The 17,836-nt window shown below is 43.3% G+C and carries 12 protein-coding genes; 8 read left to right on the forward strand and 4 right to left on the reverse strand.

Annotated features, from left to right (window positions below):
- Nucleotides 1–14: 14 nt before the first annotated feature.
- The 4 genes from R3O62_RS09675 to R3O62_RS09690 form a co-directional block, all read right to left on the reverse strand.
- The gene (locus R3O62_RS09675; RefSeq protein WP_269110326.1) at nt 15–1,115 is read right to left on the reverse strand and encodes a DUF6340 family protein; all 1,101 of its coding nucleotides are present in this window, start codon (nt 1,113–1,115) and stop codon (nt 15–17) included.
- Nucleotides 1,116–1,234: 119 nt separating this feature from the next.
- Nucleotides 1,235–4,564 carry a preprotein translocase subunit SecA gene (gene secA / locus R3O62_RS09680; protein ID WP_005775809.1) on the reverse strand — a complete coding sequence of 1,110 codons (3,330 nt, stop codon included), beginning with the start codon at nt 4,562–4,564 and terminating at the stop codon, nt 1,235–1,237.
- A gap of 107 nt (nt 4,565–4,671) precedes the next feature.
- Nucleotides 4,672–6,246 (reverse strand): alkaline phosphatase family protein, encoded by a 1,575-nt coding sequence (locus tag R3O62_RS09685; protein ID WP_005775810.1) that lies wholly within the window; start codon nt 6,244–6,246, stop codon nt 4,672–4,674.
- Nucleotides 6,243–7,469, reverse strand: a complete 1,227-nt coding sequence (locus R3O62_RS09690) for a DUF4105 domain-containing protein (RefSeq protein ID WP_269110325.1) — start codon at nt 7,467–7,469, stop codon at nt 6,243–6,245. The genes R3O62_RS09685 and R3O62_RS09690 overlap by 4 nt, the downstream gene beginning before the upstream one ends.
- Nucleotides 7,470–7,996: 527 nt before the next feature.
- Here R3O62_RS09690 and R3O62_RS09695 point away from each other — a divergent pair.
- The 8 genes from R3O62_RS09695 to R3O62_RS09730 all read left to right on the forward strand — a co-directional run bounded on the left by R3O62_RS09695 (nt 7,997) and on the right by R3O62_RS09730 (nt 17,834).
- Complete coding sequence (locus R3O62_RS09695) at nt 7,997–8,728, forward strand: type III pantothenate kinase (RefSeq protein ID WP_005775814.1); 732 nt, start codon at nt 7,997–7,999, stop codon at nt 8,726–8,728.
- On the forward strand, nt 8,715–9,989 hold the full coding sequence (locus R3O62_RS09700) for a hypothetical protein (protein ID WP_005775815.1): 1,275 nt from the start codon (nt 8,715–8,717) through the stop codon (nt 9,987–9,989). The genes R3O62_RS09695 and R3O62_RS09700 overlap by 14 nt, the downstream gene beginning before the upstream one ends.
- 45 nt (nt 9,990–10,034) lie before the next feature.
- The gene (locus tag R3O62_RS09705) at nt 10,035–11,360 is read left to right on the forward strand and encodes a hypothetical protein (RefSeq protein WP_005775816.1); all 1,326 of its coding nucleotides are present in this window, start codon (nt 10,035–10,037) and stop codon (nt 11,358–11,360) included.
- Nucleotides 11,361–11,364: 4 nt separating this feature from the next.
- Entirely contained in the window at nt 11,365–11,982 is a 618-nt protein-coding gene (lptC, locus tag R3O62_RS09710) for an LPS export ABC transporter periplasmic protein LptC (protein WP_005809955.1), read from the forward strand.
- Between the two features lie 2 nt (nt 11,983–11,984).
- Nucleotides 11,985–13,241, forward strand: a complete 1,257-nt coding sequence (locus tag R3O62_RS09715; protein ID WP_005809954.1) for a hemolysin family protein — start codon at nt 11,985–11,987, stop codon at nt 13,239–13,241.
- A 120-nt stretch (nt 13,242–13,361) separates the two neighbouring features.
- Entirely contained in the window at nt 13,362–15,500 is a 2,139-nt protein-coding gene (locus tag R3O62_RS09720; protein ID WP_005775820.1) for a peptidylprolyl isomerase, read from the forward strand.
- A gap of 177 nt (nt 15,501–15,677) precedes the next feature.
- The gene (gene rlmN / locus R3O62_RS09725) at nt 15,678–16,712 is read left to right on the forward strand and encodes a 23S rRNA (adenine(2503)-C(2))-methyltransferase RlmN (protein ID WP_032539643.1); all 1,035 of its coding nucleotides are present in this window, start codon (nt 15,678–15,680) and stop codon (nt 16,710–16,712) included.
- Between the two features lie 75 nt (nt 16,713–16,787).
- Nucleotides 16,788–17,834 carry a DUF4837 family protein gene (locus tag R3O62_RS09730; protein ID WP_005775822.1) on the forward strand — a complete coding sequence of 349 codons (1,047 nt, stop codon included), beginning with the start codon at nt 16,788–16,790 and terminating at the stop codon, nt 17,832–17,834.
- Nucleotides 17,835–17,836: the final 2 nt, after the last annotated feature.

The raw sequence follows: 17,836 nt of genomic DNA on the forward strand, positions 1-17,836 counted from the left end.
CTTGCATGATTTCTTTAAAAATCATCATTAAATCTACTCATTTGGCCTTTAAGTTTGCCTAATCCCTCGGCCCTTTCCTTCAATTCGTTCACATAAAGGCTGGTCAGGTAGTAGTTGGGAATTCTGCTAAAGTCTATATCACTGCTCTTCAGTGAATCGATTTTATCTATTTTACGTGCAAATTCCTGTGCTTTGATAGCCCATTTTTCTGCTTCTTCCACACTATCTTTCATTTCGTGGTATAGGGCCAGATTGAAAGCTGCACGCATTTTCTTTTTGTCATTTTTAGTTGCTTCGAAAGCTTGTTCCCAAAGTTTTGATGCTTTGTCCCATTCATTTTCTTTCACATAGACGGCTGCATCGCGCATTGCTACCGAGCCATTGATGAAGTAGTAACGATAGGCTGTTTTCCAGTACGGCAGTATCTTGCTTACCGGGATGCTACCGGCAAACTCAGAGGATTCGCGAATCATTTGTTTGTCATCCGGGAGACGTGAGCGGACAAACGCTTCGGTATTTCCGTACTCTTCCCAAAAAATGCTGTCGTTGCTGTTGATCGTTACCATCGGGCTTTTCCGTCCCGGAAGATAAATCTTCACCGTAGGATAGATTTTAGTATCTAATGTACCATAATAGGTGTTCCATTCGGGAATATAGCTGAAAACACGTGTTGATTTCATTTGCAAGTTTTCAAGTGAAATGATGAAATCAACACCTAAAGTCTGTGTCAAGGTCCGGACCTCTTCTTGGCTGAGAGTTGATTCACGAGGTCTGAAGTCCCGTGCGCGCAGAGCCGAATCACAAATAACGACTTCGTTAAAATAATTCTGCTCAGCTATGGCTTTGGCCAGTGCCTCGGTAGTGAGCACGGGCTGGCCGTCGTGATAGGATACTGCCCGGCTGAGTTCATTTTTATCTTTTATTTTATTTTCTTTGGGAGGTAAGGTATTATCAGGTGTGGCACTGACATTATTTACGATTGCCACCCGTTTCAACTCGTTAGGAAAACTGATTTCCGCAGGGAGCATATAATCAATGGAAAGTTGCTCAACAGTCTGGCAGGAACTGAAAGACACAAGGAGCAATACGAGCAGAATATACGGATATTTTGTCATAGCCTGTTTTTTAATTTTCTGAAAGAACAAAAATACGATTTTGATTGAATATAGAAAAGCCTCGAACAGTTTTTAACCGTTCAAGGCTTTTATTAAGGAGTTACGGGTTTTTTATATACTTAACTGTTCCGTCCGTGACAATTTTTATATTTTTTTCCGCTTCCACATGGGCAGGGATCATTGCGTCCTACTGTTTTTTCGGCACGGATGGGTTCACGTTTCACGGCTTCGCGCGTATCTTGCTGGGCAGCGGCCTGCTGATTCGGATCACTCAGATCTTGTTTTTGTTCCCGATATTTGCTCATGTCCTGACGTTGTTCCGGAGCTGCCTGGCGTACTTCTACACGTCTGGCCGCTTCTTGCTGTTCTTCAGTTGGTTCGGCTACAGGAATCTGACCACGCATCAGGATGGATACAGTCTGATTATTGATCTTGTTTACCATATTATCAAACAAAGTCACCGATTCCAGTTTATAGATCAATAGCGGATCTTTCTGTTCGTAACTTGCGTTCTGTACCGAATGTTTCAGTTCGTCCAGTTCACGTAAGTTTTCTTTCCAAGACTCGTCGATGACATGGAGCAAGATTGATTTTTCGAATGATTTCACTACTTCTTTCGATTCGCTTTCGTAAGCAGCTTTCAGGTTGCAAGAGATATTGTACATACGTTTTCCGTCCGTGATCGGAATCAGGATGTTTTCGTACATATGTCCTTGGTTCTCGTACACTTGCTTGATCACCGGATTGGCTATCTGTGCCAGACGTTCTGTCTTGCGCTTGAAGTTAGCCATTGCCACATCGAATGTTTTGTCTGCCAGTTTATCCTTTTTCTCGTTGCGGAACTCTTCTTCTGTGAAAGGAACCTCCATTGCGAGCGTTTGGAGCAAGTCCAGCTTACATTCTTCGTAGTCTGCATTGTTCTCGATAGCGGCGGCACAACGGTCCCAAATCATATTAACGATATCCATTCCGATACGTTCACCCATCAGCGCATGGCGGCGTTTGGTATAAACAACCGTACGTTGCTTATTCATTACATCGTCATACTCCAACAGACGTTTACGGATACCGAAGTTGTTTTCTTCTACCTTTTTCTGTGCACGCTCAATGGAGTTGGAGATCATCTTGTGCTCGATCATTTCACCTTCCTGGAATCCCAGTTTATCCATCACGCTGGCGATACGGTCGGAAGAGAAGAGGCGCATCAGGTCGTCCTCGAGTGAAACGAAGAAGACAGATGAACCCGGGTCACCCTGACGTCCTGCACGTCCGCGCAACTGACGGTCTACACGACGTGACTCGTGACGTTCGGTACCGATGATTGCCAAACCGCCTGCTGCTTTTACTTCAGGACTCAGCTTGATGTCCGTACCACGACCGGCCATGTTTGTAGCAATGGTTACCGTACCGCTCAAACCTGCTTTAGCAACGATGTCTGCCTCCCTCTGGTGAAGTTTCGCATTCAATACGTTGTGTTCGATCTTGCGCATGGTCAGCATCTTGCTCAGCATCTCGGAGATTTCTACCGAAGTAGTACCCACCAATACCGGTCGTCCTGCCTGTACCAGTTGTTCTATTTCTTCGATTACGGCTTTATACTTTTCGCGTTTTGTTTTATAAACGCGGTCATTCATGTCTTTGCGGGCAATCGGTCGATTGGTCGGAATCACGACTACATCCAGTTTGTAAATGTCCCACAACTCACCGGCTTCTGTTTCGGCCGTACCAGTCATACCCGAGAGTTTATGATACATACGGAAGTAGTTCTGCAGAGTGATGGTGGCAAAAGTTTGTGTGGCAGCTTCTACTTTCACACCTTCCTTCGCTTCGATGGCCTGATGCAGTCCGTCTGAGTAACGGCGGCCTTCCATGATACGTCCTGTTTGTTCGTCAACGATCTTCACTTGTCCGTCGATTACCACATACTCATCATCCTTTTCGAACATGGTGTATGCCTTCAGCAACTGGTTGATGGTGTGTACACGTTCTGACTTGATGGCATAATTGGTCAGCAAGGCATCTTTCTTTTCAAGCTTTTGTTCGTCGCTCAATCCATGTTCGTTTTCCAATTCCGAAAGTTGGGCGGCTATGTCCGGCAATACGAATAAAGTCGGATCTTCCGAGTTACCGGTGATCAGGTCTACACCTTTATCTGTCAGATCTACGCTGTTCAACTTTTCGTCAATCACGAAGTACAATGGATCTGTTGCTTCATGCATGCGTTTGTTGTTTTGCTCCATGTAGATCTCTTCCGTTTTCAGCATACCGGCTTTGATTCCCTGTTCACTGAGGAATTTGATCAATGCCTTATTTTTAGGCAGTGCTTTGTGGCTGCGGAACAGAGCGAGAAATCCTTCTTCCACCTCTTTCTTATCATTCGAGTTGATAAGTCTCTTAGCCTCCGATAAGTATTTAGTTGCTAACTCTTTCTGTTTCTCCACAAGGCGTTCTACCAATGGGCGGAGTTGCTCAAAGAGTTGGTCTTCGCCTTTGGGCACGGGACCTGAAATAATCAACGGAGTACGGGCATCGTCAATCAATACCGAGTCCACCTCGTCGACGATGGCATAGTTGTGCTGGCGCTGTACAAGGTCTTTCGGGCTGATAGCCATATTATCACGCAGATAGTCGAAACCGAATTCATTGTTCGTTCCGAAAGTGATGTCTGCCAAATAAGCCTGGCGGCGTGCGTCAGAGTTGGGTTGGTGACGGTCGATGCAGTCCACGCTGAGTCCGTGGAACATATAAAGCGGTCCCATCCATTCGGAGTCACGTTTAGCCAGATAGTCGTTCACGGTTACTACATGTACGCCGTTTCCGGTCAGAGCATTCAGGAATACGGGAAGCGTAGCTACAAGAGTCTTACCTTCACCGGTCGCCATTTCGGCAATTTTCCCTTTGTGCAGTACTACACCGCCAAACAACTGTACGTCGTAGTGAACCATGTTCCATACCGTGTCATTTCCACCGGCATTCCAATGATTCTGCCAGATGGCTTTGTCACCTTCGATGCGCACGAAGTCTTTGGTAGCCGCCAGGGTGCGGTCGAAATCTGTAGCTGTAACTACTATTTCTTCGTTTTCAGAGAAACGTTTGGCAGATTCTTTCACGATGGAGAAAGCTACCGGCAATACTTCGTCAAGTGCTTTTTCGTATATCTCTAATATTTCTTTTTCAATTTTGTCGATCTGAGCGAATACTTCTTCGCGGTCTTCCAGTTCCACGCTTTCGATGCCTGCTCTGAGTTCGTCAGCTTTAGCACGTTCTTTGCTTGCCGAGTTGCGGATGTATTCTTTAAGTTCCTCTGTTTTTGCACGGAGGCCGTCATTGTCAAGCTTAGCAACCTCTGGGTAAGCGGCTTTGATCTTGTCTACCCAGGGTTGAATTTCTTTCATGTCTCGTGTGGATTTGTTTCCGAAAATCGAGCTTAAAAATTCATTAAATCCCATTATCTATTATTTATGTTTATTATTTACTAAATTGATTCAACTGCGCAAAGTTACATTAAAATGCTGATTTATTTGCGCTTTGCACACTGTTTTTTGTGTGGAAAGTGTCACCGGATGTCGGTAATCGGAGTTGCAGTGCATGCGTTCGGGGCCCGTATTCTCAGGATGTGAGCTACGGTAGGAGCTATGTGGTCGACGGTTACGGGCGTGTTGATTACGGCCGGTTTTACGCCACTGCCCAGAAAAATAAGCGGAGACGGAATATGTGCTTTCCGGACCACTTTATGGTCGGATGTATTTTCATTGACGATGGTCCAGCCCGGCAATACGTCGATCAACAGATCGCCCGAGCGTTTACGGTGGAAACCATTCCGTATCATTGAGATGTCCGGTGTCCAGGCCCCCAATAACAGGCGTTTACCCGAATAAACCTCGTTTACCCCACTAAACTGGATCAGGAATTCAGCGGCTTTTTCCTGAATATCTGCCAAATCCAGTTGTTTTTCTTCTATCAGTTTATGGTTGAGATAAATTTGCTGGTCGTAGTAGGCTTCCACGTATTGTCCCTGACCGTAAGTAGCCATCAGATACATGTTCAACAGGGCCGCACAACGGTTCAGGTGGAACTCTCCGGTCGGAACCCGGTAGAGTCCCCGGTCTGCCGATTCAGTATCGGTATATCCGGTGGAAGTGATAAAGAAGACAACGTTCTGTAAGCCTACTTTCTTGTCGATGATATCCAGTAAAGAAGCAATGCTGCGGTCGAGGCGAACGTAGGTGTCCTGCATCTCCATAGCGCATTCCTGTACACTCTTGTGGGCATAATTGCCGGCGTAATAGGTGAGTGAGAGCATGTCGGGAGTATTGTCTTTTCCCATTGTGCTCTTGTCCAGAAGCTCCTCGGTCAGCAAGTTAACTTCATCGTTGATAAAAGGGCTTGTAATCAGCCGTTTGTATTTATTGATGCGGTCATCGTCAAATTTATATTTAAAGGCTGCGTCCCTCCATTCGGGTAGGAATGTGTAATTTTGCATGGGGTGGACAGGAGTCCACGTCATATCGGCAATGCGGAAGTCTACGGCATTCCGATCGTTATATTGGCTCACCCACCATGGAAATTCACTATAATAAGTTGTTCCGCACCATTTTCCGGTAGTATTGTTGAGCCAGAATGCGCCATTTCCGGCATGTCCGGCTGCAAGAATGGCAGCGTCACGGAAGGGGGCGATAGCATATACTAATCCTTCGTTGCGGGTAGCTATTTTGAGTTCGTCGGCAATTGTTGAGGTCAGGAGATGTGAAGGAGAAGAACTTTCATTCGTGTAATTACCCATAAATGAAGGATCGTCTACACAACTCACGGTGCGCAGGATCGACACATCCATCCAGCGTTTACCGATGATTCCGTTGACCGAAGGAGTGGTGCCTGTATAAATGGCTGCGATGGCCGATGCGCGGTCTGTGCCACAGAAAGTATATTCGGCATTCCGGAATACGCGTCCTTCTTTCCAAAGCCGCCTGAAGCCTTTGTCGCCATACAAAGTTGAAAAAGCTTCCAGATAGTCCGTACGTAACTGGTCGATTGTAAGTCCCACCACTAATTTCGGAGTAGTGGGAAGTGGCTGGGCTTGCAGCCCGGTAAAAGTAAGTACGGTCAGTATGGAGGTTAATAGTCCTTTCATTTAGCTTTTTTGTATGTCAGTATAAGGTTGCTTGCAGAACGTATCAGCAAACTGAGTGCCAAAGGTAATACTGCTAAGTCGAAATTTTGTGGTATTACAGGGAAAAACGCTATAAAAAGTGTTAAAACCATGCAATTCAGCAGATGATACCTACTTTTGCGCTGCTTCCGTTCATCGTTTATGAAGAAAGGGAGGCAGAGCAGATGTCCCGGGTGAAAGACAAATAACAAGTAATTCGCCCCCACCGTGGGATGCTTGGAGAAAAGAGCAAGGAAAGCAATAATGCATCCTGCGATACCTGCTGCGGCGAATACTGCTATATCCAGTCCCCAAAGACTTTTCTTTTTTCGCAGGCCATAGACCGTAGCTATGCCGATGCCGATAAAAAACAGAAGAGATAGGCGGATGGGGGTAAGTGTATCCCAGATGTCACTTTCTGCAGGTGCGGATACGTCCGGTTCGCAGTCGATAATTTTTTGAGTGGCGGTCACTAACGGTCTGTTTTCGGATGCGTTAACGATGCGCGCTTTGTCAAAAGCATCCATCAGATAGAATGGTGAGAACATCATTTGTCTTTCGCTGATGGGGCGGTCGGCCTGGCTGCCGATGCAGAAGTCGATTCCGAATTGTGCCCAGGGGTGTCCTTTCGTGTATTGGTGAACAATATCTCGATAAGATTTAGTCTCGTTATTTTCGGTATATGTATTGCTGAAGAGCAGTTGGCTGCCACTTTTTTGCAGGCTCTCTTCCACTTTGTCCCGTGGTCGGGTAGCACAATTATCGTAGAAAAAATTATAGCGGTATATCCGGTTTTCCGGGCGGTAATTTTCTTCCAGAAGGGTGATTAACTGTTGTTGTTCTTCGGCTGTCAGATTGAGCGTCTGCTGCCATACACTGCGTCCGAAGTATTCATATTCGACGGCAAAATGACGGTAATCTTCCACTCCCAACCGGTAGTCGGCATTGCCGAGTGCAAAACGTAGCGTAAAGTTAGGGGTGTTGAAACTGAACAGGCCGTAGTTGTACACCCTATCGATACCCCGTGCCGGTTCTTCATAGCGGATGGCAGTATGTCCGAATAACGAATAGATTTCTTCCCCCGGAGCGCACGTCAGCAGGCTGATTCGGACAGAATCAGGCGAGGATGGACTCTCTGTTCCCCATGTCAGGATGGTGAAGAAAGAAAAAAATATCAGGAGCAAATGTCGCAACTTTGAGTTCATGTGGCAAAGATACTGCTTTTGCGGGATAAAATACTCGATTAAGTGAATAAATCTGTCACTTTTTCCCGACCGCCGGGCTGTTTGTGTCGGAGCGCCGGGCTACAGATTGCGGAGCGCCGGGCTGCATACATCCGACCGCCGGGCTACGGGGCCGGAGCGCCGGGCTACAAATCTTTTTGTGATAAGTTTACCGGGGATGGCATCGGCAGCGGCGGTATCTTGTTTCTTCTGTTATTGTTATGTTCTGTATTGTATTGTTCTGTATTGTATTGTAGGTTTTTCTGGGTTTTTATACATACGTAAGGCGTTGCTAATCAATGGTGAAAACTGGATGTTTGGTTTTGGGTTTTCTGCCTTCCTTTTCGTGTGTTTTTTCAGGCGGGTTTTCTGTTTTAAAACGTGTTTCTTCGATAGCTCGTCAAGTCGTCTTTTGGGGGCTTTTCTTTGCCTCCCAATGCTTTTTATTTCTTATTTCAGTATGCAAATAAATTTTATCCCTTATCTTTGCACCCTCAAACAGAGAGAAAGTGAACTTAATTATCGATATTGGAAATACAGTAGCCAAGGTAGCGCTTTTTGACCAAACTTCTATGGTAGAAGTTGTTTACGATTCTAATCAATCTCTGGATTGTTTAGAGGCAGTTTGCAGCAAATATAATGTTCGAAAAGCAATTGTTGCCACTGTTATAGACTTAAACGAATGTGTGTTGGCTCAGTTGGGTAAGCTCCCTGTACCCATTTTATGGTTGAATTGCAATACGCCGCTTCCGGTAACGAATCTGTATGAAACACCTGAAACTCTCGGCTATGACCGGATGGCTGCTGTTGTAGCGGCCAACGATCAGTTTCCCGGTAAAGACATTCTGGTGATTGATGCGGGTACATGTATCACTTATGAATTTATTGACTCTTTGGGGCAATATCATGGTGGAAATATTTCGCCCGGATTATGGATGCGTCTCAAAGCGCTTCATCAGTTCACCGGGCGTTTGCCTTTGATCAATGCGGAAGGACGCCTGCCGGATATGGGAAAAGATACTGAAACAGCCATTCGTTCCGGAGTGAAAAAAGGGATAGAATACGAAATTGCAGGGTATATTACGGCTATGAAGCATAAATATCCTGAACTTTTGGTTTTTTTAACGGGCGGAGATGATTTTTCTTTTGATACGAAATTAAAAAGTGTCATCTTTGCAGATAGATTTTTAGTGTTGAAAGGATTAAATAGAATATTAAACTATAATAATGGTAGGATATAAACAGACACTTTGTGCGCTTCTGCTCACGATATTATTACCCGGAGTGGCAATCGCTCAAAATAATACAAACTCTCCTTATACACGATATGGTTATGGTCAGTTGGCTGATCAGTCATTTGCAAATAGTAAAGCAATGGGAGGGATTGCTTATGGGTTGCGCAATGGATCACATATTAATCCGTTAAATCCTGCTTCTTACACAGCGATTGATTCGTTGACTTTTCTTTTCGACGGAGGGTTTTCGATGCAAAATACCAACTTCAGTAGTGAAGGAACAAAGCTGAATGCGAAAAATTCAAGTTTTGACTACATCGCCATGCAGTTCCGTTTGCAAAAATGGATAGCCATGAGTATTGGTTTGTTGCCTTATTCGAGTGTCGGCTATAGCATGGCAAAAGCAGATAAAGACGTTGCGTCGGAAGATGCGCAGAATGTGACTACATTTTCCGGAGACGGCGGGTTGCATCAGCTTTATGTAGGTTTTGGAGTGAAAGTGCTTAAAAATTTGTCTGTCGGTGCGAACGTGTCTTACTTTTGGGGTGAAATAACACGTACGGCACGCATTGCTTTCCCGAATAATGAAAATGCTTTTGCTTTTCAAAATGTTGATTATTTGTCCGTTCGCGACTATAAATTGGATTTTGGGGCACAGTATACACAACAGTTTGGCAGAAAACATGCTGTTACTTTAGGAGTTGTGTTCTCACCTAAAAAAGATTTGCATAATGAAGCTTATGTGCAAAGGGCAACACTTACCAATTCCAATAGTAACCAGACAGTTGCGGTGAGCACTATCGATACGGTGGCCACCTATGGGACACCAAACAGTTTTGGAGTGGGACTCACCTACGAATATGACAAACGTCTGATCATTGGTGCAGATTTTAATTTGCAGAAATGGGGAGATGTAACCTATATGAATCAACCTAACGCCTTTTGCGATGCAATGAAAATTTCAGTAGGTGCCGAATATATGCCGAATCGTTTTTCACGCAGTTATCTGGCACATATTAAATATCGTGTTGGCGGATATTATTCGGAACCCTACTATAAGATAGGGGGGGAGAGAGCTTCTCGTGAGTATGGAGTGACAGCCGGTTTGGGGTTACCGCTTCCGGGGTCACGTTCGCTAATCAATGTTTCAGCCCAATACATTAAAGTACACGGACTGAGAGCTGGTATGGTAGATGAAAATACATTGCGGTTGAGTCTTGGAATTACCTTTAATGAAGGCTGGTTCTTCAAACGTAAAGTAAAATAACAGAAAGAATAGACGGTATTATATAACAACTAAAATTTAGATACAATGAAAATTAAAACGCTTGTGGCTGTGTTGTTTCTTTCGGCGGGAGCAACAACTGTGGTAGCACAGGACGACGCTAATTGTAATTCGAACAGTAGTATTTCTCACGAAGCGGTGAAAGCAGGCAACTTTAAAGATGCCTATACTCCGTGGAAAGCTGTTTTGGAGAACTGTCCGACTCTTCGTTTCTATACCTTCACAGACGGTTATAAAATTCTGAAAGGGTTGCTGGGACAGATCAAAGACAGAAATTCTGCTGAATACAAACAGTATTTTGACGAGTTGATGAATACCCATGATCTTCGTATGAAGTATACTCAGGAATTTTTGGGAAAAGGTGTGAAAGTATCATCAGAGGACGAAGCTTTGGGGATCAAGGCTGTTGATTATATTGCCTTTGCTCCTAAAATGGATGTAAACCAGGCTTATGAGTGGCTGAAAAAGTCGGTAGATGCTGTAAAAGGTGAATCTTCGGGAGCTACTATATTCTACTTCCTGCAAATGTCACATGATAAACTGAAAACAGATCCTGCCCACAAAGAACAGTTTATTCAGGATTACCTGAGTGCATCCGAATATGTGGACGCTGCCATAGCTGCTGCTGATAAAGAGAGTACAAAGAAAGCGCTTACTGGTATCAAAGACAATCTGGTAGCTCTGTTCATCAATAGCGGTACAGCCGATTGTGAATCACTGCAAGCGATCTATGCTCCCAAAGTAGAAGCTAATCAGACAGATCTGGCTTATTTAAAGAAAGTTATCGACATTATGAAGATGATGAAATGTACAGATAGTGAAGCCTATCAACAAGCTTCATTCTATGTGTATAAAATAGAGCCTTCAGCTGAAGCTGCTACAGGATGTGCCTACCAAGCTTATAAGAAGGGGGATATTGAAACTTCTGTGAAGTTCTTTGATGAAGCGATTAATCTGGAAACGGATAATGCGAAGAAAGCGGAAAAAGCTTATGCTGCTGCCAGTGTTTTAACTACTGCTAAGAAGTTATCTCAGGCAAGATCATATGCTCAGAAAGCAATCAGTTTCAATGAAAACTACGGTGCTCCTTATATCCTTATTGCTAACCTGTATGCAATGAGTCCAAATTGGAGTGATGAATCAGCATTGAATAAGTGTACTTATTTTGTGGTTATTGATAAGTTGCAGAAAGCTAAATCTGTAGATCCGAGTGTTGCAGAAGAGGCTAACAAAATGATCGGTAGATATTCCGCTTATACTCCGCAGGCTAAAGACTTGTTCATGTTGGGTTACAAAGCTGGTGACCGCATCACTATCGGTGGCTGGATTGGAGAGACTACAACGATCAGATAAATTTATGTTGCGACAACAAAGTAACAGTTTATTAAATAAAAGTTTGAGCATAACAATTGTCTTCGGGGCAATTGTTATGCTTCTTTTATTTTCTTCCTGTGGCGGAAGAAATAAGGCAATGGCCGATGCCATTACCGAACGGGATTCCCTGCCTGTCATGGACACGCGAGGGGTGACGACTCTTATATCCGATTCCGGAGTTACGCGTTATCGGGTCAATACTGAAGAGTGGCTGATTTTTGACAAGAAGAAACCCTCGTATTGGGCCTTTGAGAAAGGAATTTATTTGGAGCAGTTCGACTCCTTGTTTCATGTAGATGCAAGTATAAAGGCAGATACGGCTTATTATTACGACCGTGACCGGCTTTGGAAGCTTATTGGGAATGTAGACATTAAAAGTCTGAAAGGAGATCATGTCAGTACCGAATTATTATACTGGAATGAAGCCACCAAGAAAGTATATACCGACAAATTTGTCCAGATGGAGCAGCCCGATCAGGTGATAACCGGATATGGTTTTGAGTCGGATGACCGATTTCTGAAGCCGGTTGTTCACAATATTGCCGGTATATTTTATGTTGACCAAGATGCTGAAAAGGCAAAAACAGATTCTGTAAATTAGTTATGAGTATCATTATTTACCTGTTGATAACCATGGCATTCTCCGCCTTCTTTTCCGGTATGGAGATTGCTTTTGTTTCGGTAGACAAACTTCGTTTTGAAATGGATCGGAAAGGGGGAGTGTCGTCTCGTATTCTTTCGCTTTTCTTCCGGAACCCGAATGATTTTATTTCTACCATGTTGGTCGGGAATAACATTGCTTTGGTTATCTATGGTATATTGATGGCACAGATTATCGGTGATAATTTGCTGGCCGGGTGGATTACCAATCATTTTGTGATGGTATTGATACAGACCGTTATTTCTACATTGATTATCCTGGTAACAGGAGAGTTCTTGCCAAAAACGCTTTTTAAGATCAATCCGAATCTGGTTCTGAACGTATGTGCGCTTCCTCTTTTTATCTGTTATATCATTCTTTATCCGATATCCAAATTCTCGTCGGGAGTTTCTTATCTTTTCCTTCGCCTGTTCGGGATGAAAGTGAATAAGGAGGCTTCGGCAAAAGCTTTTGGAAAAGTAGACCTCGATTATTTTGTCCAGTCGAGTATAGATAATGCCGAAAGCGAAGAGACCCTGGATACAGAAGTGAAAATCTTTCAGAATGCTCTTGATTTTTCGACGGTTAAAATACGAGATTGCATTGTTCCCCGTACGGAAGTAGTAGCCGTTGCATTGGATACCTCGCTTGAGGAACTTAAAAACCGGTTTGTGGAATCCGGAATATCAAAAATAATTGTTTATGACGGAAACATAGACAATGTCGTGGGGTACATTCATTCGTCGGAAATGTTCCGTAACCCGAAAGACTGGCGCGACCATGTGAAAGAGGTACCTATTGTGCCCGAAACAATGGCTGCCCATAAGCTGATGAAACTGTTTATGCAGCAAAAGAAGACTATTGCCGTAGTAGTGGATGAGTTCGGAGGAACTTCGGGCATTGTCAGTCTGGAAGATCTTGTTGAAGAAATTTTTGGTGACATAGAGGATGAACATGACAATACTTCCTATATCTGCAAGCAAATCGGAGAGCATGAATATGTGCTCTCGGCCCGTCTTGAAATAGAGAAAGTAAATGAAACTTTCGATTTGGACCTCCCGGAGTCCGATGACTATCTGACAGTGGGAGGATTAATCTTGAATCAGTATCAGAGTTTCCCAAAATTGCACGAATTGGTATCCGTGGGTAAATATCAGTTTAAAATAATTAAGGTTACAGCAACGAAAATCGAACTTGTTCGGCTGAAAGTGATGGAATAATGATCGATAACTGTAATTTTTTAGCTAATAAATAGATGCATATTAGCATTTTTTGTATCTTCGTGCGCTAAAACCAAAGATGAAGAAAATAATAATAACAAATAAATCGTATTAATCAAAATGGCAACATTACAAAACATTAGATCCAAAGGACCCCTGTTGGTGATCGTTATTGGTTTGGCTTTGTTTGCTTTCATTGCGGGCGATGCCTGGAAAGTTCTCCAGCCACACCAGTCGCATGATGTAGGCGAAGTCAACGGAGAAACTCTTTCTGCTCAGGACTACCAGAATATGGTAGAAGAATATACTGAAGTCATCAAGTTCTCCAGCGGAATGAGTTCATTGAACGATGAACAAACCAATCAGGTGAAAGACGAAGTATGGCGTAGCTACGTGAACAATAAACTGATTGAAAAAGAAGCGAAGAAGCTGGGGATTACAGTTTCAAAGGCTGAAATTCAGTCTATCATCAACGAAGGTGTGAATCCGTTGCTGCAACAGACTCCGTTCCGCAATCCGCAAACGGGTGCTTTCGATAAAGATATGTTGAAGAAATTTTTGTCTGACTATTCTAAAATGGACAAAACTAAGATGCCGTCTCAATATGTAGAATACTATGAAGGCATGCATAAACTTTGGTCATTCGTTGAAAAAACTCTGATTCAGAGCCGTCTGGCTGAAAAATATCAGGCATTGGTGACAAAGGCTCTTTTCTCTAACCCGGTTGAAGCACAAGATGCTTTCGATGCAAGAGTGAACCAATCGGATGTACTGTTGGCTGCTGTGCCTTATTCTTCAATTGTTGATTCTACCATTACAGTGAAAGAGTCAGAGCTGAAAGATCTCTATAATAAGAAGAAAGAACAGTTCAAACAATATGTTGAAACACGCAATATCAAATATATCGACGTACAGGTGACTGCCAGTGCGGAAGATAAAGCGGCTATTCAGCAGGAAGTGACTGATTATACAAATCAGTTGGCTACTGCTAATGGTGATTATACTACTTTCATCCGTTCGACAGGATCTGAATATCCTTACGTTGATTTGTATTATACTAAAAGAGCTTTTCCGTCAGATGTAGTTGCACGGATGGATTCAGCTTCAGTGGGACAGGTATATGGTCCTTATTATAATGCCGGTGATAATACCATTAACTCTTTCAAGGTTTTGTCTAAAGTGGCTGCTGCCGATTCTGTACAGTTCCGTCAGATTCAGGTTTATGCTGAAGATGCTGCTAAAACAAAAGTTTTGGCTGATAGTATTTATACAGCAATTAAAGGTGGGGCCGACTTCACCGCTTTGGCTAAAAAGTATGGACAGACAGGTGAATCCAACTGGATTTCTTCTGCTAACTACGAAAATGCACAGATTGATGGTGACAACCTGAAGTTTATCACCACGATCAACAACCTGGGAGTGAACGAACTCTCTAATGTAGCATTGGGACAGGGTAACATCATTTTGCAGGTTACTGACAAGAAAGCTGTGAAAGATAAATATAAAGTTGCCGTAATCAAACGCGCAGTTGACTTCAGCAAAGAAACTTATAATAAGGCATATAATGACTTCAGTCAGTTTATCGCAGCCAATCCGACGGTAGAAAAGATGGCGGCTAATGCTGAAGAAGCAGGTTATAAATTGCTTGAAAGAAATGATTTGTATAGCTCGGAACACGGAATCGGTGGTATCAGAGGAACCAAAGAAGCTCTGAAATGGACATTTGCTGCAAAACCCGGTGAAGTTTCCGGTTTGTATGAATGTGGTGAGAGCGATCGTATGTTGGTTGTCGGCTTGGTTAACGTGATCGAAGAAGGTTATCGTCCTTTGGCTCAGGTTCAGGATCAGTTAAGAGCAGAAATCATTCGTGATAAGAAGGCTGAAAAAATTATGGCTGACATGAAGGCTGCCAATGCAACTTCTTTCGATCAGTATAAATCAATGGCCAATGCAGTGAGCGATTCTGTGAAACACGTAACATTTGCGGCTCCTGCCTATGTAGCTGCTTTGCGTAGTAGCGAACCGCTGGTAGGTGCTTATGCATCGGTAGCCGATATTAATAAACTGAGCGCTCCTATCAAAGGTAATGGCGGTGTATTTGTATTGCAGGTATATGCCAAAGATAAGTTGAATGAAACATTCGATGCCAAGGCAGAGGAGGTTACTCTGGAAAATATGCATGCCCGTCTGGCTGCCCGTTTCATGAACGATCTTTATCTGAAAGGTGATGTAAAAGACAAGCGTTACCTGTTCTTCTAAAAACAAGATTCGTTTTTTATTAAAAATAGTTTTATAGATAAAAGGTCATTCCTTGTGGAATGGCCTTTTCTTTTTGTTCTCTCTTTCCTTCTTCTTATTAACTTTTGTCCTTTCTCTTTTCAAAAATCAACTTTTATTCCTTACATTTGCATGAATAAATAAATATTTGTAGTAAATATGCCCAAATATCCGCTTTTAGGAATGACTCTTACCGAATTGCAATCTGTTACCAAAGACTTGGGGATGCCGGCTTTTGCGGCCAAACAGATAGCTTCCTGGTTGTACGATAAAAAAGTGACTTCTATTGACGAAATGACTAATTTGTCGTTGAAGCATAGAGAATTGCTGAAAGGCGAGTACGATTTGGGAGTAGTCGCACCCGTGGATGCTATGTACTCCATAGATGGTACGGTGAAGTATCTTTATCGCGTGGGAGAGAACCATTTTGTTGAAGCGGTATATATTCCTGATGAAGACCGGGCGACACTGTGTGTGTCTTCCCAGGTGGGGTGTAAAATGAACTGCAAATTTTGCATGACGGGCAAGCAAGGATTTACAGCAAGTCTGACTGCCAATCAGATTTTAAATCAGATCGCGGCATTGCCGGAGCGGGACAAGTTGACCAATGTCGTTATGATGGGGATGGGTGAACCGCTTGACAACTTGGATGAAGTTTTAAAAGCATTGCATATCCTGACAGCTTCGTATGGATACGGTTGGAGTCCAAAACGTATAACTTTGTCGTCGGTGGGGTTACGGAAGGGACTACAGCGTTTTATTGAAGAAAGCGAGTGCCATCTGGCCATCAGCCTGCATTCTCCCTTTCCTTCACAGCGTTCAGAGTTGATGCCTGCCGAAAGAGCCTTCTCGATAAAAGAGATGGTCGATCTGTTAAAAAACTATGATTTTAGTAAACAACGCAGACTTTCGTTTGAATACATTGTTTTTAAAGGCGTCAATGATTCGTTGATTTATGCCAAAGAGCTGGTAAAGTTACTTCGTGGGCTTGATTGCCGGATGAATCTGATTCGCTTTCATGCCATTCCCGGAGTGGATCTTGAAGGTGCCGATATGGAGACTATGATGGCATTTCGTGATTATCTGACGTCGCACGGATTGTTTACTACGATTCGCGCTTCAAGGGGAGAAGATATTTTTGCTGCCTGTGGTATGTTATCGACTGCCAAGCAGGAAGAGAGTGACAAGAATTAATATAAATTATCAGCTTTGTAGACTATATGTATACGGTGATTTCGTAGTTTTGTGAAAACATTAAAATTGATGCATATGAAAAAGTACCTGTTTTACCTCAGTATGGCTCTTGTAGCAGTAGTATTGTTTTCTTGTAAAGGCGGCAAGAAAAGTGTGTTTACTCCAACTTCCAGCGGACGTGCTTACGAAATCCTGGTGGTCGTTGATAATCCTGTGTGGGAGCGTCCTGCCGGTAGAGCTTTGTACAATGTGCTTGATACAGATGTACCCGGACTTCCGCAATCGGAACGTTCGTTCAGAATCATGTCTACTTCTGCGAACAATTTCGATGCTATCCTGAAGCTGGTACGTAATATTATTATCGTAGATATACAGGACATCTATAGTCAGCCTAAATTTAAGTATGCCAAGGATGTATATGCATCTCCCCAGATGATTCTGACTATTCAGGCTCCGGACGAAGCCACATTTGAAAAGTTTGTGAATGAAAACAAGCAAGCAATTATCGACTTCTTTACCCGTGCCGAGATGAATCGCCAGATTTCCTTGTTAGAGAAAAACCACAATGATTTCATTTCGAAGAAGGTTAACAGTATGTTCGATAGCGACATCTGGCTTCCGGCTGAGTTGGGCAGTTCAAAGACTGGAGAGGATTTCTTCTGGGCAGGTACGAATACAGCTTCCGCTGATCAGAATTTTGTGATCTACTCTTATCCGTATACCGATAAGGATACGTTTACGAAAGAGTTTTTCATCCATAAACGCGATTCTGTGATGAAAGCTAATATTCCGGGAGCTAAAGAAGGTATGTATATGTCGACAGACTCGACTACAGTCGAGGTTCGTCCAATCGATATTCATGGCGACTATACAATGGAAGCACGTGGGCTTTGGCGTATGAAGGGTGACTTCATGGGTGGTCCGTTTGTTTCGCACACTCGTCTGGACAAGGCTAACCATCGTATTGTCACTGTAGAGGTATTTATTTACTCACCAGATAAATTGAAACGTAACCTGATGCGCATGTTGGAAGCATCTCTGTATACTTTGCAACTTCCTACTGAGAAGAAGCAGGAGCAGATTCCGATGGGCATAGAGCAGGAGGAGAAAACTAACAAATAACA

It is taken from the genome of Bacteroides hominis (genome assembly GCF_033042785.2).
In the GTDB taxonomy this organism is placed as follows: Bacteria; Bacteroidota; Bacteroidia; order Bacteroidales; family Bacteroidaceae; genus Bacteroides; species Bacteroides hominis.